At 71.0% G+C, this 21,538-nt stretch carries 14 protein-coding genes and 1 pseudogene; 10 read left to right on the forward strand and 5 right to left on the reverse strand.

The features are described 5' to 3' along the window. Positions 1-14 precede the first annotated feature (14 nt). The 3 genes from AB0B45_RS35095 (at position 15) to AB0B45_RS35105 (ending at position 3,916) form a co-directional block, all read left to right on the forward strand. Complete coding sequence (locus AB0B45_RS35095) at positions 15-1,655, forward strand: protein kinase (protein WP_358139480.1); 1,641 nt, start codon at positions 15-17, stop codon at positions 1,653-1,655. A gap of 100 nt (positions 1,656-1,755) precedes the next feature. Further along, positions 1,756-2,748: a hypothetical protein gene (locus AB0B45_RS35100; RefSeq protein WP_358139483.1), complete on the forward strand. Its 993-nt coding sequence runs from the start codon at positions 1,756-1,758 to the stop codon at positions 2,746-2,748. A gap of 13 nt (positions 2,749-2,761) precedes the next feature. Continuing rightward, complete coding sequence (locus AB0B45_RS35105; protein ID WP_358139486.1) at positions 2,762-3,916, forward strand: aminotransferase class V-fold PLP-dependent enzyme; 1,155 nt, start codon at positions 2,762-2,764, stop codon at positions 3,914-3,916. A 3-nt stretch (positions 3,917-3,919) separates the two neighbouring features. Here the strand turns inward: AB0B45_RS35105 and AB0B45_RS35110 are convergent, their stop codons facing one another. From AB0B45_RS35110 to AB0B45_RS35120, 3 genes are all read right to left on the reverse strand, one after another. Further along, a complete protein-coding gene (locus AB0B45_RS35110; RefSeq protein ID WP_358139489.1) occupies positions 3,920-4,843 on the reverse strand; it encodes a pirin family protein in 924 nt (307 codons plus the stop codon). Positions 4,844-4,845: 2 nt separating this feature from the next. Further along, a complete protein-coding gene (locus AB0B45_RS35115) occupies positions 4,846-5,967 on the reverse strand; it encodes an MBL fold metallo-hydrolase (protein WP_358139492.1) in 1,122 nt (373 codons plus the stop codon). A gap of 601 nt (positions 5,968-6,568) precedes the next feature. Continuing rightward, positions 6,569-7,354: an SDR family oxidoreductase gene (locus AB0B45_RS35120; RefSeq protein WP_358139495.1), complete on the reverse strand. Its 786-nt coding sequence runs from the start codon at positions 7,352-7,354 to the stop codon at positions 6,569-6,571. Positions 7,355-7,461: 107 nt separating this feature from the next. Between AB0B45_RS35120 and AB0B45_RS35125 the strand changes: the two genes are divergently transcribed. Then, positions 7,462-8,025, forward strand: a complete 564-nt coding sequence (locus tag AB0B45_RS35125; RefSeq protein ID WP_358139498.1) for a helix-turn-helix domain-containing protein — start codon at positions 7,462-7,464, stop codon at positions 8,023-8,025. Between the two features lie 65 nt (positions 8,026-8,090). Here AB0B45_RS35125 and AB0B45_RS35130 read toward each other — a convergent pair whose 3' ends face one another. Further along, positions 8,091-9,485, reverse strand: coding sequence for a carboxylesterase family protein (locus AB0B45_RS35130; protein WP_358139501.1), 1,395 nt, complete (start codon positions 9,483-9,485; stop codon positions 8,091-8,093). 182 nt (positions 9,486-9,667) lie between these two features. Here AB0B45_RS35130 and AB0B45_RS35135 point away from each other — a divergent pair, with 182 nt between their 5' ends. The 6 genes from AB0B45_RS35135 to AB0B45_RS35160 all read left to right on the forward strand — a co-directional run bounded on the left by AB0B45_RS35135 (position 9,668) and on the right by AB0B45_RS35160 (position 21,314). Beyond that, positions 9,668-9,964: a hypothetical protein gene (locus tag AB0B45_RS35135; protein WP_358139504.1), complete on the forward strand. Its 297-nt coding sequence runs from the start codon at positions 9,668-9,670 to the stop codon at positions 9,962-9,964. Next, complete coding sequence (locus tag AB0B45_RS35140) at positions 9,961-10,377, forward strand: acyl-CoA thioesterase (RefSeq protein WP_358139507.1); 417 nt, start codon at positions 9,961-9,963, stop codon at positions 10,375-10,377. Before AB0B45_RS35135 ends, AB0B45_RS35140 begins: the two co-directional genes overlap by 4 nt. A 28-nt stretch (positions 10,378-10,405) precedes the next feature. Beyond that, positions 10,406-10,891 carry an NUDIX domain-containing protein gene (locus AB0B45_RS35145; protein WP_358139510.1) on the forward strand — a complete coding sequence of 162 codons (486 nt, stop codon included), beginning with the start codon at positions 10,406-10,408 and terminating at the stop codon, positions 10,889-10,891. 194 nt (positions 10,892-11,085) lie between these two features. After that, positions 11,086-14,403, forward strand: coding sequence for a LamG-like jellyroll fold domain-containing protein (locus AB0B45_RS35150; RefSeq protein WP_358139513.1), 3,318 nt, complete (start codon positions 11,086-11,088; stop codon positions 14,401-14,403). 127 nt (positions 14,404-14,530) lie between these two features. Beyond that, positions 14,531-20,704 carry an RHS repeat-associated core domain-containing protein gene (locus tag AB0B45_RS35155; RefSeq protein WP_358139516.1) on the forward strand — a complete coding sequence of 2,058 codons (6,174 nt, stop codon included), beginning with the start codon at positions 14,531-14,533 and terminating at the stop codon, positions 20,702-20,704. A 238-nt stretch (positions 20,705-20,942) separates the two neighbouring features. Then, a complete protein-coding gene (locus AB0B45_RS35160; RefSeq protein ID WP_358139520.1) occupies positions 20,943-21,314 on the forward strand; it encodes a hypothetical protein in 372 nt (123 codons plus the stop codon). Here the strand turns inward: AB0B45_RS35160 and AB0B45_RS35165 are convergent. Continuing rightward, a pseudogene (locus AB0B45_RS35165) lies at positions 21,298-21,513 on the reverse strand (LuxR C-terminal-related transcriptional regulator); the annotation flags it as partial. The gene AB0B45_RS35160 and the pseudogene AB0B45_RS35165 overlap by 17 nt on opposite strands. Positions 21,514-21,538 lie beyond the last annotated feature (25 nt).

Consider the following 21,538-nt stretch of genomic DNA (forward strand, 5'->3'; position numbering starts at 1 on the left):
TTAACGTCCCCGGTATGCGGTTGCCTGGCTACACCGAGATCAGGGAGCTCGGCCACGGGGGCACGGGACGTGTCGCGCTGGCTCTGCGTGACACCGACCGATTACCCGTCGCGATCAAACACCTGTCGGACCCCGACCTGATCCAGCGCTTCAGAACCGAGGCCGCGCTGATCGCCGGGCTGGGCAGCCCGCACATCGCCCGCCTCGTGGAGTACGTCGAAGGCGAGGACGGCGCCGCCATCGTCATGGAGCTCGTCGACGGCGTCACCCTGCGCCACCTGCTCTCGCACGAGGGCGCCACCGGACCCGAGGCGGCCCTGACCGTGCTGAAGGGCGCGCTGCTCGGCCTGGCCGAGGCGCACCGCGCGGGCGTCGTGCACCGCGACTTCAAACCGGAGAACGTGATCGTCACGGGGGAGGGCGACAGCCGCCTCGTCGACTTCGGCGTCGCCGCCCACGCGGGCGAGAAGGGGCCGCCGGCGGGCACCCCGTCGTACATGGCGCCCGAGCAGTGGGACGAGGCTCCCGCGAGCCCCGCGACCGATGTCTACGCCGCCACTGTGGTGTTCTACGAATGCCTCACCGGGCACCGCCCCTTCGGCGGCGCCACCATGGCCGCCCTCGCCTATCAGCACCAGCACCTGTCCCCGCCGCTGGAGGACGTCGACGACCCGGTCAGAGCCCTCGTCGAGTACGGCATGGCGAAGGACCCCGCCGCCCGCCCCGCCTCGGCCGAGGCGTTCATCGCCGAGCTGGAGGCGACCGCGGCCGCCGCCTACGGCGAGGACTGGCAGCGGCGAGGCAGGGCCGGCCTGGCGGTGCTGACCCTGCCGCACACCACGCTCTTCCCCCTCGCCCGGCCCGGTGCCGAGACGACGAGCACGCTGGCGCAGACGGCCCTCGCGCCCATGGGCAAGCTGGCCGTGACCGCCGCCGTGGGCGTGGCCACGATCGCCGCGGTGCTCGCCACCTTCACGATCTGGCGCGACGAGCCGACCGAGCCGGTCTCCCAGCGGCCGGCCCCGACCAGGCCGGCGGCCCTGCCCGCCCTCCCCTCCGGTACGGCGGAGCCGACCTCGCCTGTCTCTGCGGCGCCCACCGAGCCCGGCGAACCCGAGCGGTTGACCGAGCCCACGCAGAACCCGGCGAACGCCTTCACCCAGCAGCCTCCCACCGCCGACCCGCCAAGACCGGAGCCCAGCGCCACGAGGACCGCCCCCGGGCGCGGCCCCACCCGCACCCCTGAACCCGAACCGACCGGCCCCCGGACGCCCCCGCCACCCGCCTCCCCCGAAACCCCCGCCCCTGAAACCCCCGCTTCAGGAACCCCGGACCCGGGCCCCGGCCCTGGCGATCCCGGCCCCGGTGATCCCGGCCCTGATCCCGGCCCTGATCCCGGCCCTGGTGACCCTGGAACGCCGCCCGCCGGCCGGGGGCCGATCCTGTCCGCCGAGGTCTCGGTCTCCGTCAACGTCCCCCTCCTGAGCGGCGAGGGCGCCGGCCTGGTCGACGCGGACCTCGGCGTCAAGGTCGGCTCCAGCCTGCTGGGCGGTGCGGCCTTCCCCGGCGTGCTGCTCCTGGGCCACCGGCTGGTCGTCGCCCGCCTTCCCCGCCCTCGCGGCGGTACCCGCCCAGGCCGGCGAGAGGGGTCGTAGCCCCAGACCCGAATGTCGTACTTTTCAATCAATCCTCTACTATCGTCCATCGGACAGAACGGCGCTCTCCCCGCGCCGGACCCTCGGACGAAGGAGAAGCGTGGCGGTTGCGGCCCCCGGCGACCGGCGGCGCGCCCCGCTCCGCATCCTGCTCGCGGCGGGTCTGGCGGTGACCATGTCCATGAGCCTGCCGCCCGCGGAGAGTCTCGCCAAGCCCAAGCCGAGCGCCAAGCAGCTCAAGAAAGAGCTGGTGGAGCTGCAGAAGAACTCCGACAAGCTCATCGCCGAGTACTACGCCAGCCGCGTCGAGCTGCAGAAGGTCGAGAAGGCGGAGAAGTCGGCCCGCGAGCGTCTGAAGGTCGCCCAGGCCGACTACGAGAGGGAGTCGGCCCAGCTCCGGCTCATGGCCACCGAGCAGTACATGTCGGGCGGGCTCGGCGTCGTCCCCGCCCTGCTCGGCGACGTCGACCTGGGCGGCATGGCCACGCTGCAGGCGATCAGCGAGGAGCAGGGAGCCCGCCTCGAGGGGTTCACGCGGGTGCGCGACCAGCACCGGCAGGCCAAGACCGACGCTCAGACGCGGGCCGACGAGCTGGGCGCGCGCATCAAGGAGCTCGAGGTCCAGAAGAAGGACGCCGAGAAGGTCATCGAGAAGATCAAGGACAAGATCGACCTGCTCTACCCGACGCCGGGCGTGCGCAGGGCCGACGGGTCGTGGGTGCCGCAGCTGCCCTCGGGCCCCGACAACATCACGCCCAGGATGCGCCTGGTCAAGAAGCTCATCGCGGAGCGGTTCGGCGTGCCGTACGGGATCGGGTGCTACCGGGCGATCCAGGACGGCGGCGAGCACCCGCTCGGGCGCGCCTGTGACTTCATGTTGAGCAGGGGTGGAGCGATGCCCTCGGCCGCCGAGGTGAAGAGGGGCAACGAGATCGCCGCCTGGGTGATCAAGAACGCCGGGCGGCTGGGCATCATGTACGTGATCTACCGCCAGCGGATCTGGCACGCCAGGACCGGTTCGTGGCGGATGATGTCCAACAGGGGCGGGACCACGGCCAACCATTACGATCATCCACACATTTCTGTCTATTGATACCGTTTGTCGTGTGATCGACATCGAAAAGGCGCGCGCCGACACTCCCGGCTGCGCACAGGTGGTCCATCTCAACAACGCCGGTGCGGCGCTGCCCCCTCGCGTCGTCATCGACACCGTCAAGGACCACCTCGACCTCGAATCCACGATCGGCGGCTACGAGGCGAAGGACCGCGCGGCCGAGCGGATGAACGGCTTCTACGACTCCGTGGCCGCCCTGCTCGGCGCCCATCGCGACGAGATCGCCTACGTCGAGAACGCCACTCGCGCCTGGGACATGGCCTTCTACGGCATCCCGTTCCAGCCGGGAGACAGGATCCTGACCACGACCAGCGAGTACGTCAGCAACGGCATCGCCTTCCTCCAGATCGCCCGGTCGCGCGGCGTGCGCGTCGAGGTGATCCCCGACGACGCCGACGGCACCATCGACCTCGGCGTCCTCGAGGCCGAGCTGGCCAAGGGCGGGGTGCGCCTGGTGGCCATCAACCACGTGCCCACCCACAACGGCCTGGTCAGCCCCGCCGCCGAGGTCGGCAGGCTGTGCAAAGCCGCCGGAGTGCTCTACCTCCTCGACGCCTGCCAGTCGGTCGGCCAGATCGCCCTCGACATCACCGAGCTCGGCTGCGACATGCTCTCCGCCACCGGCCGCAAGTTCCTGCGCGGCCCGCGCGGCACGGGCTTCCTCTACGTACGGCGCAGCGTGCTGACCGAGCTCGAACCGCCCTTCCTCGACCTGCACTCGGCCGCGTGGACGACGCCCTCCACCTACGAGATCCGCGACAGCGCGATCAGGTTCGAGACGTGGGAGCGCTTCTTCGCCGGTCAGCTCGGCCTCGCCGCGGCCGTCGACTACGCGCTGTCGATCGGCGTCGAGGCCATCGAGGACAGGGTGTCGGGCCTGGCCGCCGGTCTGCGCGCGGCTCTGGAGGCGAAGCCGGGCGTGACCGTCCACGACCGCGGTGCCAAGCGTTCGGGCATCGTCACGTTCACCGTGGCGGGCCAGGACAGCAACGAGCTGAAGCTGCGCCTGCGCGAGCAGGGCATCAACGTCAGCGCCACCGAACCCGACCAGCGCTTCGACACCGTCTCACCCCCGTCTGCCGTGCGCGCCTCCGTGCACTACTACAACACCGAGGACGAGATCGCCCGCCTGCTCGACGCCCTGTGACGCCTAGCGGACCCTGCCGCGGGGCTTGAGCCGCGCGGTGGGGAGCGCGGGGGCGCGCAGCGGGCCGCCGTCGAAGCCGGTGACCTCGCCGAAGAGCGCGCCCTCCGTCCACTCCTTGCGGAAGGCCTCGATCTCCTCGTGCGTACGGCCGACGAAGTTCCACCACATCACGATCTCCTCCTCGAACGGCACGCCGCCGATCAGCAGGAGCCTGCCGCGCCCCGACACCCGCAGGGAGGACCGGCCGAGACCGAGGTAGAGCAGCGGGCCCCCGGGCAGCGCCTCGCCGTCGACGGTCACGTCACCGGTCAGCGTCAGTGCGGCGTGCTCGAAGTCCGGCCGCGTCGGCAACTCGGCCATGCCGTCGACCGACACCTCCACACCCACCAGCGGCGTGTAGGCCGTCGCCGGCGAGGTCTCGCCGCCGAACGAGCCGATGACGACCGTGGACTCGTGGCCGGGACCGCGCACCACCGGCAGGTCGCCATGGTGCTCGAAGCGCGGCGCCACCTGGCGCGACTCCTCGGGCAGCGCCACCCACAGCTGCACGCCGTGCAACTCCGCCTCCGGCGACTCCTCCGAGTGGGAGATGCCGCGCCCGGCCGTCATCAGGTTGAGCTGGCCGGGCCATACCTGCTGGAGACTGCCGACGCTGTCGCGGTGCAGCACCTCGCCCGCCAGGAGCCAGGTGACGGTCTGCAAGCCGGTGTGCGGGTGCGGCGGCACGCTCATCCGCGCCGTCTCCGGACCGTAGTGGTCGACGAAGCACCACGCGCCCACCATCCGCCGCCCGACCGCGGGCAGCGTGCGGGTCACCGTCATCGCCCGCGGCCCGCCGAGCGCGACCGCGTGCCCCTTCACCAGCTCGCGGACGGGCTCACCCGCCGCGCACACCGTCTCCTGCGGGTTCGGTTCCACGTTGCTCACGCCTACGACTGTACGGCCTGCCACCAGGCGTCGACGGCCGGCGTCGAGGCGGTGTCGACGAGCTCGCCAGGCCGCGGCACGACGATCTTCACGTCGCGGGCCTTGGCCTCGCGCCACAGCCTGTCGACCGGCTCCGACCACGGGTGCAGGGCCAGCGTGAACGTCGCCCAGTGCACCGGCAGCAGCAGCGAGCCGCCCAGGTTGACGTGGGCGTTCACCGCCTCCTCCGGGTTCATGTGGATGTCGGGCCAGGAAGGGCTGTAGGCGCCGATCGGCATCAGCGTGAGATCGAACGGGCCGTGGTCCGCGCCGATCTTCGCGTATCCGTCGAAGTATCCGGAGTCGCCCGCGTAGAAGATCTTCCGCCGCGCGCCCGCGACCACCCACGAGCCCCACAGCGTGTCGTTGCGGGTCAGCGAGCGGCCGGAGAAGTGGCGGGCGGCGGTGGAGACGAACCGCAGGCCGGCGACGTTCGCCTCCTCCTCCCAATCCAGCTCGACGATCCGGTACAGCGGCACACCCCAGCGCTCCAGATGGGCGCCGATGCCGAGCGGCACCAGGAAGGGCGCCTTGGAGATGCGGGTGAGCCTGCGCACCGTCGACAGGTCGAGGTGGTCGTAGTGGTCGTGCGAGATGACGATCGCGTCGACCTTCGGCACCTCCTCGATGGCGACGGGCGCGGGGTGGTGCCGCAACGGGCCGACGAACGGCGTGGGGGAGACCCGCTGGCTCCACACCGGGTCGAACAGCACCCGCCTGCCCTCGATCTCCACGAGCGTGGAGGCGTGGCCGTACCAGACGACGTTCAGGCCGGTGGGCGACAGGTCGCCGACGGGAGGCGTGCGCAACGGGATCGGGCCGGCGGGCCTGCGCGACTCGCGGTCCTTCATCAGCTCACGCAGCAGCACGGGGGAGGGCGCGCCCACCCTGGTCGGCTCGGGCATGGGGTTGACGAAGACGCCGTCCCTGAACTGCGATGAGCGGCGGATCCTGCTCGCCCTCTCCTCGCCCGAGGTCAACGGGCGGACACCCAGCTCCGCCGGCACGTCACGCAACGCCCAGCCGGCCGCGGCCAGCGCCGCCCCACCAGCGATCAGTCGCCGTATCGTCCGCTTCGCCGCCATCGCTCACTCTCCACAAGTCGGTCTCTCCGGACAACCGCGCCCAGAGGCTCACGTGTTCCCGCCAAGAACGATATATCGCGATATGTTCACCCGCGCGCCGGATCCTGAGACCACCCTCAGCCCCAACCCCCGCGTCGATCCTCCGGCTCGCCCCCCGCGTCGGTCCCCGGGATCGCCCCTCAGGATCGCCCCCCGGCTCGCCCTCCCGGGTCGGTCCCCGGTTCGCCCCCGGGTCGGTCCTCGGCTGGAACTCCGCGATCGACCTCGCGTGAATCGGTCCCACGGATCCGTTCCCCGGCCGGATCCGTAGTCGGGTTCCCGGGTCGATCTCTCGAGTCGGCCTCTTGGGTCGGTTTCGGAGTCGGCCCCGGGCCGGTCTCCCGGCTGGCCCTGCGATCGGCCTACCGAGTGGGGCCCCGGCCAGACCTGCGATCGGTCTACCGAGTGGGGCCCCTGCGATCGGCCGCTCCAGGCGGCCCTTCCGGCTGGGCGCCCCGTGCCCTCCCGCCGTCTGACCGGCAACTCCGGCCATCCCCCTCCTGCGCGGCTCTCTCCCCTGGCGCGGCAGGGGAGAGAGCGGGGCGGCCCGCGGGTAGGTGTGTCAGACGGTTTTGATGGCGCCGCCGTCGATGACGAAGTCGGCGCCGTTGACGCTGGCCGCGAGCGGCGAAGCCAGGTAGGTGACCAGGGCGGCCACCTCGGCGGGTTCGATCAGACGGCCCGTGGTCATCCCCGCCGCCCCCGGCAGTCCGGCCAGCAGTTGCTCCAGCGTTACGTCCATCGAGGCCGCCAAGGCCGCGCCGTACCCCTCGGGGTCCTCCCACATCGCGGTGCGCACGGGGCCGGGGGAGACGGTGTTGACCCGCACGCCCTGCGGTCCGAACTCCTCGGCGACGGCCTTGCCGAACGCGGTGAGCGCCGCCTTCGCGGTGGTGTAGGTGACAGGTCCCGCGTGCGGCATGCGGGCGCCGTTGGAGGAGATGTTCACGATCGTCCCGCCCCGCCGTAGCAGGCTGGGCATGGCGGCGCGCGTGGTGCGGACCGCGGCCAGGAAGTTCAGCGAGTGGGTGGCCAGCCAGTCGGCGTCGTCGAAGCCGAGGAATCCGCTGACCTGGCCCCCGCCGTCACCGCCGCCGACATTGTTGACCAGCACGTCGATCTCGCCCAGCTCGTCCATCGCGCGGGCGATGAGCTCGGCGGGTCCTTCGGCGGTCGACAGGTCGACCGCGATCGGGGTGGCGCCCGTCTCCTGTAGCGCGGGCGGCACGGTCCTCGCCGCCGCGACGACCCGCACGCCCTCCTTGGTGAGCGCCGAGACGGTCGCGAGCCCGATGCCCTTGCTCGCGCCGGTGACGACAGCGGTCTTGCCGTTGAGCTCCATGTCCATGATGAACCCTTCACATCTGCGTCAGAAGCGATGCGCTCAACATAGAACTTGCAACATCAGTGACGCAAGTCTGCGGTCAACGGGAACGATCGTGTAGTGTCTCGCGCATGGGCAAGGCACTCCGGTCCGACGCGGAACGCACCGTCATGACGATCCTCGAAGCAGCGGAGCGGGTCCTGTCGAGGAACCCGGCGGCGAGCATGGAGCAGATCGCGGAGGCGGCCGGGGTCGCCCGCACGACCGTCCACCGGCGCTTCACCTCCAGGGACGCGCTGGTCGAGGCCATGACCGGATGGGCCGCCCAGCGGTTCGCCGAGGCCGTCGCCGCCGCCAACCCCGACAGCACTCCGCCGCTGGTCGCCCTCTACCAGGTGACCGCCAACGTGCTGCGCGTGAAGATCGACTGGGGCTTCGCGATGAGCCGCGCGCAGGACGCCGACCCCGAGATCGCGCGCATCCACGCCGAGGTGGCCGAGATCTGCGCCAGGCTGCTGTCCAGGGCTGCGGGGACGGGGCTGATCAGGTCGGAGGTCGACCTCGAGTGGGCGCGGCGCGTCTACTACGCGCTGATCCACGAGTCGGCCGCCGAGCCCGAGGGTGACCCCGACGCGATGGCCACCCGGCTGGTCGACACCCTGCTGCGCGGAATCGGCGCCGACCGCGGGCTGTAGTCGACGATCGCGGGGAAGCCGCGCTCCGACCATCGAGCGCTCGAGGTGGCTGTGGGACGCGGGCTCTAGGCGTCGATCACGGGGAAGCCGCGCTCCGACCACAGGGCGCGGGAGACGGCTTCGGGGTCGTGGACGTCGGACGGGTCCTCGTCGAAGACGTGGGTCAGCGCCGACGCCGGCTCGTAGGCGGGCCAGCCGGGGTCGCCCGTCTTGGCGAAGCGGGTCCACGCCGTACGGAACTGCAGGGACATCGCCTCGGCCTCGGGCGCGCCCCTGATGATCCACCCGGCCGGCCCGCCGCCGAGCGAGCCGAACGTCAACGGCACGTCCAGCGCGTGGCAGGCGCCCAGCTCGGTCGGCGACCAGGTCAGCTCGTAGGCGAACGTGGTGCCGGTGTGCGCGTCGGCCAGCAGTGCGCTCGGCATCCTGAACAGCCAGTCCGACATGACGAGGGTGTACAGCTCGTCCGCGTCCGCGTCCGGGTGGGCGGCGTGGTAGACGACGTCGCCGTCCTTCAGCCCGAACTTTCGCAGCACCTCGGCAGGGTCGTGCTCGGCCTGCGGCGGCATCATCGCGGTGAACAGCCGGAACTCGTCGCGGTTGAACCCCACGACCAGCTCGACGTCGCGTCCCGCGCCGTCGGCGAAGGCGTCCCACGGCGTCGTCGGCAGCACCTCCCCGTCCACGACCGGCGAGAACGGCAGCGCGATCCCCGGGCCCTTCGCGGAGTGTCGCCGCGCCGCCGCCAGCAGTTCCTCGGGCGAGCAGTCGTACGGCGACCTGCCCTCCAGTAGTTCCTCGGTCACCTGCCGCGCGTAGGCCGTGGAGTAGAACGTGGCGGGAACGCTCTGCGCGATGGCCCGGCTGAACAGCCCGCGCGCCATCGGCATCGACATCAGCGCGGCCACGGAGCCCGCTCCCGCCGACTCGCCGAAGACCTTCACCCTCGCGGGGTCGCCGCCGAAGGCCGCGATGTTCTCCCGCACCCAGCGCAGGGCGGCCACCTGATCGAGCAGGCCCCTGTTGGCCGGCGCGCCCTCCACGTAGCCGAATCCCTGCAGGCCGACCCGGTAGTTGAGGGTGACGACCACGACGCCCTCGGCGGCAAGCCGCGCGCCGTCGTACTCGGCCAGGTCGGCAGAGCCCATCTGGTAGCCGCCGCCGTAGATCCACACCATGACCGGCAGGCCGGAGCCGCCCTCGTCGGGTGTCCAGACGTTGAGCGTCAGGCAGTCCAGGCCCTCGGCCGAGGTCCATGCGGGCAGGCCGGGGGCGGCGGCGACCTGGGCGGGCCTGGGCCCGAACGCCGTCGCCTCCCGCACGCCGTCCCATGGTCGCGGGGGCACGGGAGCGGCCAGCCAGTGCTCGCCGTACGGGGCCTGGGCGAACGGGATGCCCTTGAAGACGGACAGTCCGCCCTCCCGGGAGCCCTGAACCTTTCCTGCGGTTGTGCGCACCATACCCGCCAGTGTGATCACCTTCCTGGACCACAGGAAGACCCGATTTCGCCCAGTCGGGCGCGCATGCGACGACTCTCGTGAGGTGTGCCACCGCCAGCGGGCGTCCGGTCGACGAGCCTGGCATCGCCGCGGTCACCCGGCTACAATCGCTGAGCAATTGGTATCTATCGATAGGTGATAACGTGGACCTTCCTCGGATGCAGGCGGCGCTGCGCACGATCGCGCGAGGGTTCGAGGAGCTCGCGGCGAGCCTCGGTGAGGAGGGCGACGTCCCCGAGGAGGAGCGCACGGCGCGGGTCATCGAGGAGTGGGGCAGACGCGGGCTGACGCAGAAGGAGGCCTCGGCGCTGTTCCAGCGGCACGGCTTCGCGCCCCAGACCACCGGCGGATGGGCGCGGGGTGACTGGGTCGCGATCGGCGAGGACGGCCTCCGGTACCTGACCGCGAAATCGCACGAATGGCTGGAGGAACGGCAATGACCTTCACGGTGAGCATCGCCGTACGGAGCTACGAACTCGACACCCAGGGCCACGTCAACGGCGCGGTCTACCACCAGTACGGTGACCACGCGCGCTGGGAGTGCCTGCGCGCCGCCGGAGTCTCGGTCGACGAGATGCTCGCGGGCGGCGTCGGCCCTGTGACGCTGGAGAACACCATCCGCTACCACAGGGAGCTGCGCGGCGGCGACGAGGTGAAGGTCTCGTGCGCGTTCCGCTGGAGCGGCGGGAAGACGTTCGGCGTCCAGCAGCGGTTCTGGCGCGGAGACGGGGAGCTGGTCGCGGAGCTCACGAGCATCGGTGGCCTGCTCGACCTGCGGGAGCGGCGCCTGCTGCCGGATCCCGAGGCGCGCTGGCGTGCTCTGGCCACCTCGCCGGAGGTGCTCGGCCTCTGAAGGCCTGGGGTGCGTAGAGTGTCCGGGCATGACGATCACTCCCGAGCCCCACACCACCAGAGCCGGTCGGCCCGCCTTCGTCGTCAACGTCGAGGTCTTCCTGGAACGCGAGGGCCGCTGGCTGCTCATCAAGCGCGGTGAGCAGGAGTCGCATGCGCCCGGTGTGCTCGGCGGCGTCGGCGGCAAGGTCGAGATCGAGGTCCAGGCCGGCGCCGCGGGGCTCGATGTGCTGGAGGAGACCGCGCGCAGGGAGGTGGCCGAGGAGATCGGCGTCGATGTGGCGGACGTCGAGCTGACCTATGTGGAGAGCGCGTTCTTCGTGACCGATGACGGCGACCCGGTGATCAACGTGGCTTTCACGGGCCTCATGCCGGCTGACGCCCGGCCCTCGGCCGCTTCGCCGCACGAGGTCGCGGGACTGGTCTGGGTGAGCCTCGCCGAGGCGGAGGCGGACCCGAACTGCCCGCCGTGGATCATGCGGACCCTGCGCCGTATGGCACCGAGCCGTCCCTGACTCTGGAGTTTTTCTCCACACAGAATGCCATTCTGACGAATTTCGCCGCGGGATCTAGACGGGCCGCATTACCTGGGTCACAATCCGATCGTCAAATGAAGATCGTGGAGGCGCCGGGTGAGCGTTGCCCGCACGGCGTCCCAGCTCGACGACGGCGAGGGCCGATGCGCTTAGCTCGTGGGTTGGTCGTAGGGATGTTGACAGGCGCGGTCGCGGCAGCGACCCTCGGCCACCCGCAAGCCGTCGCCGACCAGCGACAACAGAACGCGGAAGCCAGGCAGCAGAACGCGGAAGCCACGAGGCAGGGCGCGGACGCCTTCACCCGGCAGCGCAGCGCGGAACCCACGGAGGAAGCGGCCCTCGCCCTCGCCCGCCGTACGAGCCGCCGGGTCGAGGTGGACGCGATGCGCACGGAGACGCGCCAGGTCTTCGCCAACCCCGACGGCACCCTCGTCCTGGAACAGCACGCCCGGCCGGTCCGCGTGCGCCAGGCGGACCGATGGGTGGCCGCCGACCCGACGCTCCGGCTCCGTCCCGACGGCACGATCGCCCCTGTCGCGACCGCGGTCGAGCTGAGCTTCTCCGGCGGTGGGAGCGTGCCCATGGCTCGGATGACACGCGGCGGCAAGGCGCTGGAGCTGAACTGGCCCGGCGCGTTGCCGAAGCCGACGCTGGACGGTGACACCGCGACCTACGCCGAGGTGCTGCCCGGCGTGGACCTCCAGGTGAAGGCCGACGTCGACGGCTTCTCCCACCTCCTCGTGGTCAAGTCCCGCGAGGCGGCGAAGAACAGGGCCCTGGCCGAGCTGAGCTTCCCGCTCAAGACCAGCGGGCTGTCGATGAAGTCCACCGAGGGCGGCAACCTCGAAGCGGTCGACGGTAACGGCGGCACGATCTTCACTGCCACGCCGCCACTGATGTGGGACTCCTCCGGGTCCTCGACCGCGCGCACGCTCGCCGCAGGCGAAGGCTCTCCGGCGGACGCCCGCCACGAGCTGATGGGCCTCCGGCTCACCGGCAGGAACCTGGTGCTCAAGCCGCACCGCCGCATGATCGACGACCCGGACACGAAGTACCCCGTCTACCTCGACCCGTTCTTCTCGGCGGCCCGCGGCGCGTGGACCTCCGTCTGGAGCAACAACCCCAGCTCCAACTTCCTCAACGCCAACGACGTCGCCAGGGCGGGACACGTCCCAGGGCAGACCAACCGGTCCTTCTTCCAGATGAACACCGGCTCGACCATCCACGGCAAGCAGATCATCAAGGCGACGCTGCGGACGTACGAGACGTGGTCCTACTCCTGCAGCGCCAGGAAGGTCGAGGCCTGGGCGACCAACCCGATCAGCAAGAGCACCACCTGGAACAACCAGCCCACGTGGGCCAGGATCCTCGACACGGTGAACGTGGCGAAGGGCTGGGGGCCCGCCTGCCTGCCCGGCGGGGTGGAGTTCGACGTCACCAGCCAGGCCGTGGACGCCGCGGCGAAGAAGTGGCCCAATATGACCATCGGGCTGAGGGCCACGAACGAGTCGGACAACTACAGCTGGAAGAAGTTCAAGAACAACCCGAGCCTGGTGATCGAGTACAACTCCCTGCCGGCCGTACCGGCCGCCGCCGACGCCTGGTCGGACCCCGGAGGCGGCTGCGTCTCCGGCGACGCGCGGCCGATCATCCCGACGGCCACGCCGAAGCTGTGGGCCAAGCTGAGCGACGCCGACAACTCCGTCAAGGGCCGCTTCGAGTGGTGGAACGCCGCGGGCGTCAAGGTGGGCGAGCGTCTCACCGAGCTGCAGGGAACGGGCAGCGCCTTCAACGCGATCGTCCCCGCCGGCGCCTTCGCCGACGGGTCACTGCTCCGCTGGCGCGTCCGCGCCGAGGACGGCAGGGCCACCAGCGCCTGGAGCCCCTGGTGCGAGGCGACCGTCGACGCCTCGGCTCCGGGCAGCGAACCGGGCGTGAGCTCGCCCGAGTACGCCGAGGGCGGCTGGCACGACGGCGTCGGCCGGGCGGGCACCTTCACCTTCACCTCCAACGGCCTCACCGACATCGCCGGTTACGCCTACGGGCTCGACACAGCGCCCAAGGTGGAGGTCGCGGCCGGCCAGCAGGACGGGTCGGCGACGATCAGGCTCACCCCGCGCCACGACGGCCCCAACGTGCTGTCGGTGCGCAGCAAGGACCGCGCCGGACACCAGGGCCCCATCCGCACCTACGTCTTCAACGTCAACGCGGGAACAGGCCCCGACGGGCACTGGTCACTGGACGAGGGACAGGGCACCGTGGCCGCCGACCGCACGGGCGTCCATCAGGCCACCCTGACCGGCTCGGCCGCGTGGGCCGGCGGCAGGACAGGGCTGGGCCTGCGGCTCGACGGCGCGGGCGGCCACGCGCGGACCGCGGGACCCGTCGTGTCCACGCAGCGCAACTTCACCGTCGCCGCCTGGGTGCGGCTGACCAGTGCCAACGCCACCGCGACCGCGGTCAGCCAGGACGGCACGCGCACCGGCGGCTTCTCCCTGCAGTACTCCAAGGCCGACAACCGATGGGCGCTGAGCCGCGCCACCGCCGACGCCGACGGGGCGAGCGGCGTACGCGCGCTGTCGGAGGCCGCGCCGCGGCTCGGCGAGTGGACCCATCTCGCCGGCGTCTACGACGCGGCCGCCGGGGAGCTGTCGCTGTACGTCAACGGCCGCCTGGAGTCCACGGTCGCGTACACCCAGCCGTGGGAGGCGGCGGGGGCCCTGGCGATCGGCCGGGCGAAGCTCAACGGGGCGGCGGCGGAGTTCTGGCCTGGCGACCTCGACGAGGTCCTCCTGTACGGCAGGGCGATGTTCGGCGACGAGGTCGCCGACCTGGTGAACAGCGCCGCGACGCTGGTCGGGCACTGGAAGCTGGACGAGGGGACCGGCGCGAGCGCGGCCGACTCGTCAGGCAGGTCGGCGGCCGCGACGCTCGGTGGCAACGCCGTCTGGAGCGAAGGCTGGCTGGACGGCGCCCTCGCCTTCGACGGTGTCAGCGGCCACGCCCAGGTCGCCACGCCCGCCGTCAACACCAGGGCAGGGTTCACCGTCGCAGCGTGGACCCAGCTCGACTACCTGCCCACCCGTGACGCCTCCGCCGTGTCCCAGGTCGGCAGCAGGGCCAGCGGTTTCCAGCTCGGATACGACAAGGAGCAGGGGCGGTGGGTCCTCGGCATGGCCGCCGCCGACACCGACACCGCGGCGCTGGTGCGCACGCGCTCCGACGCCGTCCCCGCGCCGCTGGAGTGGGCTCACGTGGCGGGGGTCTACGACCCACTGCAAGGTCAGCTGCGCGTCTACGTCAACGGCCGGCTGTCGGACAGCACCATCACCGACCACGTGAGCGCGTGGAACGCCATCGGCCCGCTGCAGCTGGGCCGTACCAAGAACGCGGGTGTCCTCACCGGTTACTGGCCGGGGACCGTTGACGACGTCCGCACCTATGACGGTGTGCTGAGCGCCGAGCAAATCTCCCAACTAGCCGCCCAGTAGCTCGACTCGTCCCAAGGATTGGGTGACGTCAATGGATCTGCCCAGCGAGTTAGACCCGCCAGAGTCCCACTGGAATCGTTTACTGCTACCCGTACGAGAGTCACCGTGGCCCCGCCGGATGGCGGCCATGCTGGCCGTCATCGTCGTCGTGCCGCTGGTGTCGGCGATCCCCGCGAGTGCCGCGCCGCGCTCCGCCCCCGACGTCCAGAACGAGACGCCGGTTCGCGGGCAAAAGGTCCCCGTGCTGGCCAAGACCTCCGATCCCGCCCAGAAACAGGCGTGGAAGGCGCCACCCGGCACCGCCTGGCCGAAGGCGCAGGCGGTCGAGCTGGGCGGCGGCGCGCAGGCGAGGACGATGACCGCCGACTTCCCCGTACGGCTGGCCGCCCAGAAGGGCGTGAGCAAGGCGGCCGAGACCGGTCCCGTCCGCGTCGAACTGCTCGACGCCGCCCGGGTCCAGCAGGCGGGTCTGCTCGGCATCGCGATGCGCGTGACGCCAGGACAGGGAGTGGCGGCCAAGAGCGGCAAGACCCGCCTGGAGATCGACTACTCCGGCTTCCGCCACGCCTTCGGCGGCGACTACGGCGCCAGGCTGCGGATGGTACGGCTGGACGACTGCACCCTGACCGCCACCGGGACCCCCACCGGCACCACGACCGGGACGCCCGCCGGGACCCCCGCCGCGACCGCGTGCGCGCAGCCGCAGCCGGTTCCCTCCGACAACGACGCGAACGCGGGCACGCTGACCGCCGAGGTCGAGATGCCCGCGCTGTACGCGCTGGCGGCCGCGCCCTCGGGACCGTCCGGCGACCACGGGGCCTCCTCGCTCGCCCCCTCGGCCAACTGGGGCGTAGGCGCCCAGTCGGGCGACTTCAGCTGGGACTACGACCTGCGGATGCCGCCCGCGCTGGGCGGCGAAGAGCCGGAGATGTCGCTCGTCTACTCCTCTCAGAGCGTGGACGGCCGCACCGCCTCGACGAACAACCAGCCCTCCTGGGTGGGTGAGGGCTTCGAGCTGAACCCGGGCGGCTACATCGAGCGCCGCTACAAGTCGTGCATGATCGACGGCAAGAAGACCGGCGACCTGTGCTGGGACCAGGAGAACGCGACGCTGGCCCTCGGCAACTCGGCCGTCGAACTGGTCAAGGACGCCACCACCAAGCAGTGGCGGCCCAAGCGCGACGACGGGACGCGGATCGAGTACCTCAAGGGAGCCGTCAACGGCGACAACGACGGAGAGTATTGGCGCGTCACCTCCGACGACGGCACGCAGTACACCTTCGGGCTCAACCGGGTGCCCGGATGGACCACCGGCAAGCCGGAGACGAAGTCCACCTGGACGACGCCGGTGTTCGGCAACAACAGCGGCGAGCCCTGCTACTCCAGCACCCCGGCCAACGCCTGGTGCCAGCAGGCCTACCGCTGGAACCTCGACTACTCGGTCGACACCCACGGAAACGCCACCACCTACTGGTACGAGGTCGAGAAGAACTTCTACGGGCGCAACATGAAGCCCGAGCTCGGCACCGAGTACGTGCGCGGCGGCTACCTCAAGCGGATCGACTACGGCTTCCTGCTGAACGAGCTGTTCACCAGGTCGCCCGCGGCCCGCGTCGTCTTCGACGTCGCCGAGCGGTGTGTCCCCGGCGGGACCGTCACCTGCGCGCCGGAGCAGCTGACGAAGGACACCGCGAGCCACTGGCCCGATGTTCCCTTCGACCAGATCTGCGGCTCGGGGGAGAAGTGCACCAACCGCCTGTCGCCGACGTTCTTCAGCCGCAAGCGGCTGGCGAAGGTCACCACCCAGGTGCTGAACACCGACACGGCCAAGTGCTCGGGCCAGCCGTACTGCGCGGTCGACTCCTGGACGCTGACGCACTCCTTCCCCGCGACGGGAGACGGCCTCAGCCCCTCGCTGTGGCTGGCCTCCCTCCAGCAGAGCGGCCACGTGGGCGGCACGCTCACGCTGCCTAAGATCACGTTCACCGGCACCCAGCTGCCCAACAGGGTGGACGCCAACGAGGGCCGCGCGCCGCTCGTCAAGTGGCGGGTCCAGTCGGTGGGCAACGGGACAGGCGGCGAGCTGCGCGTCAACTACGCCCCCGCCGACTGCAAGCCGGGCGACGTGCCGGCCGCCGACCGCAACACGCGGCTCTGCTTCCCGCAGCGGTGGGCGCCGGAGAACGAGAGCGAGGTCACGGACTGGTTTCACAAGTACGTCGTGAAGCAGACCGTGGAGACCGACCGGGTCGCCGGCTCGCCGCCGGTGGTCACCGACTACGAGTATCTCGACGGCGCCGCGTGGCGCTACGCCGACAACATCCTGGTGAAGCCCGAGCACCGCACCTGGTCGGACTGGCGCGGCTTCGGCAGGGTCAGGGTCAGAGAAGGCGATGGGCAGGACTCCAAGCGCCAGCTCACCGAGTTCAGGTACTTCCGCGGCATGGACGGCGACCGCTTGGCCGATGGCACGAAGCGCAGGGCCCAGGTCGAGGACAGCGAGGGCGGCAAGCTGGACGACCTCGACCAGCTCGCCGGCTTCGAGCGTGAGGAGATCCTCTTCGACGGCGACGGCGGAACGGTCGTGGCCGCGACGACGGAGGAGCCGTGGTCGCTCAAGACCGCCGGGTCGACGCAGGGCGGCGTCACCAAGGCCGCGTACATCGTCCAGCCCAAGTCCATGCTCACCCGCACCGCCCTGGACGGCGGCACGTGGCGGCGCACGGGAGAGGAACGCGGCTACGACGAGTACGGCCTGCTCGCCCACGTCGACGAGAAGGGCGACCTGGCGACCGGCGACGACGACCAGTGCACCCGCTACACCTACGCCCGCAACGGGACGGCCTGGATGCTGGACTACACCAGCAGGATCCAGAAGGTCGCCGCCGGGTGCGGCGCCGGCCTGACGACGCTGGCCGCCGGTGACGTGATCTCCGACGAGCGCATGCAGTACGACGGCAAGCCGTACGGGCAGGCGCCGGTCAAGGGCGACGTCACCACCGTTCAGGAAGTGTCGGGAGACGGCTCCGCCATCACCGACGCCGTCCGGACATACGACGCCTACGGGCGCATGACCAGCGAGACCGGCGCGGCCGGCAGCAAGGTCACCACCACCTACACACCGGCCTCCGGCGTACCCGCGACCGAGATCAAGGAGACGAACGCCCTCGGCCACGAGGAACGCACCTACCTGGAGCCGGCCTGGGACGAGCCCGTGGCCGAGATCGACGCCAACAACCGGCGCACCGACATGGAACACGACGCGCTCGGCCGCGTCGTCAAGGTATGGCAGAGCGACCGCAGCAAGGCGGCAGGCCAGTCGCCCAGCACGGAGTACTCCTACCTGACGCGCGACGACGGTCCCAACGTCGTCACCTCCAAGACGCTGAGGGCGGACGGCGGCTACACCGTCAGCCATGAGCTCTACGACGGCCTGATGCGCCCGCGCCAGACCCAGGAGCCCGCGCCTCGCGACGACCAGACGCAGGACCCCGCGCTGCGGGACGGGCGCACGATCACCGACACCCTCTACAACTCGCTCGGCGAGGTGGCCAAGAGCAACGGCGGCTACTTCAGCCCGGGCGTGCCATCCACCGATCTCCTCGCGGTGGCCGACACCGACGTCCCCAGCCAGCTCGCCGTCGTCTACGACGGCACCGGCGAGGTGAGCGCCCAGGTCCTGAAGGCCAAGGGCACGGAGAAGTGGCGCGTCACCGCCACGTACAAGGGCGACAGGGTGAACGTCACGGCTCCCCCCGGAGGGACCGCGACCACCCGCATCGGCGACGCCGACGACCGGCTCGTCGAGCTGCGGCAGTACAAGGGAGCCACGCCGACCGGGGAGTACGAGGCGACCAAGTACGCCTACGACGACGTGGGCAGGCTGGCCACCGTGACCGACCACGCGGGCAACGTGTGGCGCTACCACTACGACCTGCGCGGCCGGGAGATCAAGACCGAGGACCCGGACAAGGGCGTCACGACCTTCACCTACAACGACGCCGACGAGATCGCCACCGTCACCGACGCCCGAGGCAAGACCCTGGCGTACGTCTACGACGAGCTGGGCCGCAAGCGGGAGACCCGCGAGGGCTCCACGACCGGCCCGCTGCTGGCGGAGTGGAAGTACGACGCGCTGGCCAAGGGGCACCTGAACGCCAGCATCCGCTACGTCGGCGGCGAGGCCTACAAGGCGGAGATCAACGCGATCGACGCCGAGTACCGCACCCTGCGCCAGACCGTCACCGTCCCGCCGAGGGAAGGCGCACTGGCGGGGTCGTACGTCCTGAACACCCGTTACACGCTCGACGACCAGGTCCAGTCCGTCAGCTTCCCCGCCGCGGGCGGCCTGGAGGCCGAGCAGGTCGTCTACACCTACGACGAGCTCAGCCAGCCGACCAAGGTCACCGGCCTGTCGTCGTACGTCACGGCGACCCGCTACTCCAAGCTGGGCGAGACACTGCAGCACGAGCTGAGCAGCGGAGGCAAGAAGAGCTGGCTCACCTACACCCACGACGAGGCCACCCGCAGGCTGTCCAGGACCCGGCTGGACCGTGAGGCGGCCCCGTCGACCGATCTCGACCTCAACTACACCTACGACGCCGTCGGCAACATCACCAAGATCACGGACATGGTCGGCGGTCAGTCACGGGACACCCAGTGCTTCGCCTACGACCATCTGCGCCGCCTGACGTCGGCGTGGACGGCCACCGACGACTGCGCGAGCGGTGGCCCGCAGGCCGACAGGATCGGCGGCGCGGCGCCGTACGCGACCAGCTACGCCTACGACTCCACCGGCAACAGGACGAAGGAGACACAGCACGCGTTCGGCGGACGCCAGGAGTCGGTCCGCACCTTCACCTACCCGCAGGCGGGCGGCAAGCAGCCGCACGCCGCTCAGACGGCGGGCACGGACGTGTTCGCCTACGACGAGGCGGGCAACACCATCAGGCGCAAGGTCGGAACAGCCGACCAGGCCCTGGTCTGGGACGTCGAGGGCAACCTCGAATCGGTGACCGAGGCGGGCAAGACCACGTCGTTCGTCTACGACGCCGACGGCGACCGGCTGCTGCGCAAGACGCCGACGGACTCGACGCTCTACATCGACGACATGGAGCTGCGGCTCGACCTCGCCAAGAACGTCGTCGAGTGCACCCGCTACTACACCATCAACGGCCAGCCGGTGGCCGTGCGCACGCCAGACAACCAGGTGTTCTTCCTGGCCTCCGACCACCAGGGCACGGCGCAGGCCGCGGTCAACGGCGGGACGGGCGAGCTGGCCGTACGGCGGACGACGCCGTTCGGCGAGGATCGCGGCGCACCACCCCCGTGGTGGCCCGGCCAGCGCGGATTCGTCGGCGGCGTCAACGACCCGACGACCGGGCTGGTCCACCTCGGCGCCCGCGAGTACGACGCAAGGAACGGGCGCTTCCTGTCCGTCGACCCGATCATCGACGAGTCCGATCCTCAGCAACTCAACGCCTACGCCTACGCCAACAACAGCCCCGTCACCATGAGCGACCCCGACGGGCAGCTCTTCTGGATCGTCGTCGGGATCGCGGCGCGGATCGCGGCGCGGGCGATCGCCAGGAAGCTCGCCCAGCAGGCGGCCAGGCGCGCCGCCCTCGCGCTGGCCAGGAAGAGGGCCGCCGAGCTGGCCAGGCGGAAGGCCGCCGAACTGGCCAAGAGGAGGGCCATCGCGGCGGCCAAGAAGAGGGCCGCCGAACTGGCCAAGAGGAAGGCCAAGGAGCTGGCCAGGCGGAAGAAGGCGGAGGAGGCCAAGAAGAAGGCGGAGGAGCTGCGCAGGAAGGCCGCGGCCGAGGCGCGCAAGCGCAGAGCAGCGAAGGCCGCACGCCAGGCCAAGAAGTCGGCCAGGCGAGCGAGGGCGGCCGCGAACAAGGCCCGCAGCAGGCGCGTGGGCAGGCCTCCCGCCAGGGTCAACCGGCAACGCCCCGCACACCGCCCGACCAGTCACCGGGCGGCCCAACGGCAGTCGCCGCCCAAGTCGAACAGGTCACCCGTGAGAGAGGGGCAGGTCTACCGCAACGACGGTACGACGCAGCCGACCAAGTCGGTCACCGTGTACCGGAACGGCAGGATGTACCCGGACGGCAAGCCGCCGCCCAACCAGGTGCCTCCGTCGGGCTCCGGGCAGGGCATGAGACAGGACTACAAGCCACAGGAGCTGGAGCCGCCGATGTCGAAACCGGGCACCATCGCGGAGACCGGCTTCCGGACGGTCCGCTGGTTCGACCAGAGCGGTCTCGACGACTTCTTCGGCGGTCTGGGCGGAATGTTCTGACCCCGTCCGAAGAACGGTGAGTGAGCGGGCCCCGGCGCATGGCAGTGCGCCTGGGCCCGCTTGCGGTCGGGCGCGGTCACCCTCGCAGCGGGTTCCACCCGCCGTGAGACGATGACGGGACGGGAGCGCTGCGAGGGGAGCAGCACGATGGACACCACCGTCACCGAGGTCGCGCCGGACGTCGGCAGGGGCGGCCGGTCCGCGAGGTCGTTCACCGACACCAGGCAGCGGCAAGCGGGTGCGACGGATCGAGACCCCGCACGTCCCCCACGGCTGGGACGCCGGCCTGTTCTTCGAGGAGACCACCGGCACCCTGCTCTGCGGCGACCTGTTCACCGCGATGGGCGAGGCTCCGGCGCTGACCGAGCACGAGATCGTCGGCCCGGCGCTGGCCGCGGAGGACGTCTACGATGCCACGTGCCTGACGCCGGCCACCGGGCCCACCATGCGCGCGCTGGCCGAGCTGGAGCCGGGAGTGCTCTGCCTCATGCACGGTCCCACCTACCACGGTGACGGCGGAGCGGCGTTGCGCGACCTCGCGGGCGCCTACGAAGCGCGGCTCGCCGTCGAGGGCGTCCGCCTGCACGGGCCCGTCACGCCGTCCGCCTGACGCGGCGTCCTGTCAGCCGGCACACCCAGCCGCCGGGGCGGATCAGACCGCTGTCGTAGGCCAGGATGACCAGCTGCACCCGGTCGCGTACGCCCAGCTTGGCGATCGCCCTGGTGACGTGGGTCTTGGCGGTGAACGGGCTGATGACCAGCCGTTCGGCGATCTCGTCGTTGGACAGGCCGAGCGCGACGAGGTGGACGGGTGCGCCCGCCGATGAGCGTGGT

This window comes from Nonomuraea sp. NPDC049152 (genome assembly GCF_040648355.1).
Lineage (GTDB): Bacteria > Actinomycetota > Actinomycetes > Streptosporangiales > Streptosporangiaceae > Nonomuraea.

Coding starts and splice junctions, on each gene's coding strand:
- AB0B45_RS35095 (WP_358139480.1), top strand. CDS start 15: ATGCGGTTGCCTGGCTACACCGAGATCAGGGAGCTCGGCCACGGGGGC.
- AB0B45_RS35115 (WP_358139492.1), bottom strand. CDS start 5,967: ATGGCGGCGAAGCGGACGATACGGCGACTGATCGCTGGTGGGGCGGCG.
- AB0B45_RS35120 (WP_358139495.1), bottom strand. CDS start 7,354: ATGGACATGGAGCTCAACGGCAAGACCGCTGTCGTCACCGGCGCGAGC.
- AB0B45_RS35125 (WP_358139498.1), top strand. CDS start 7,462: ATGGGCAAGGCACTCCGGTCCGACGCGGAACGCACCGTCATGACGATC.
- AB0B45_RS35130 (WP_358139501.1), bottom strand. CDS start 9,485: ATGGTGCGCACAACCGCAGGAAAGGTTCAGGGCTCCCGGGAGGGCGGA.
- AB0B45_RS35140 (WP_358139507.1), top strand. CDS start 9,961: ATGACCTTCACGGTGAGCATCGCCGTACGGAGCTACGAACTCGACACC.
- AB0B45_RS35145 (WP_358139510.1), top strand. CDS start 10,406: ATGACGATCACTCCCGAGCCCCACACCACCAGAGCCGGTCGGCCCGCC.
- AB0B45_RS35150 (WP_358139513.1), top strand. CDS start 11,086: ATGTTGACAGGCGCGGTCGCGGCAGCGACCCTCGGCCACCCGCAAGCC.
- AB0B45_RS35155 (WP_358139516.1), top strand. CDS start 14,531: ATGCTGGCCGTCATCGTCGTCGTGCCGCTGGTGTCGGCGATCCCCGCG.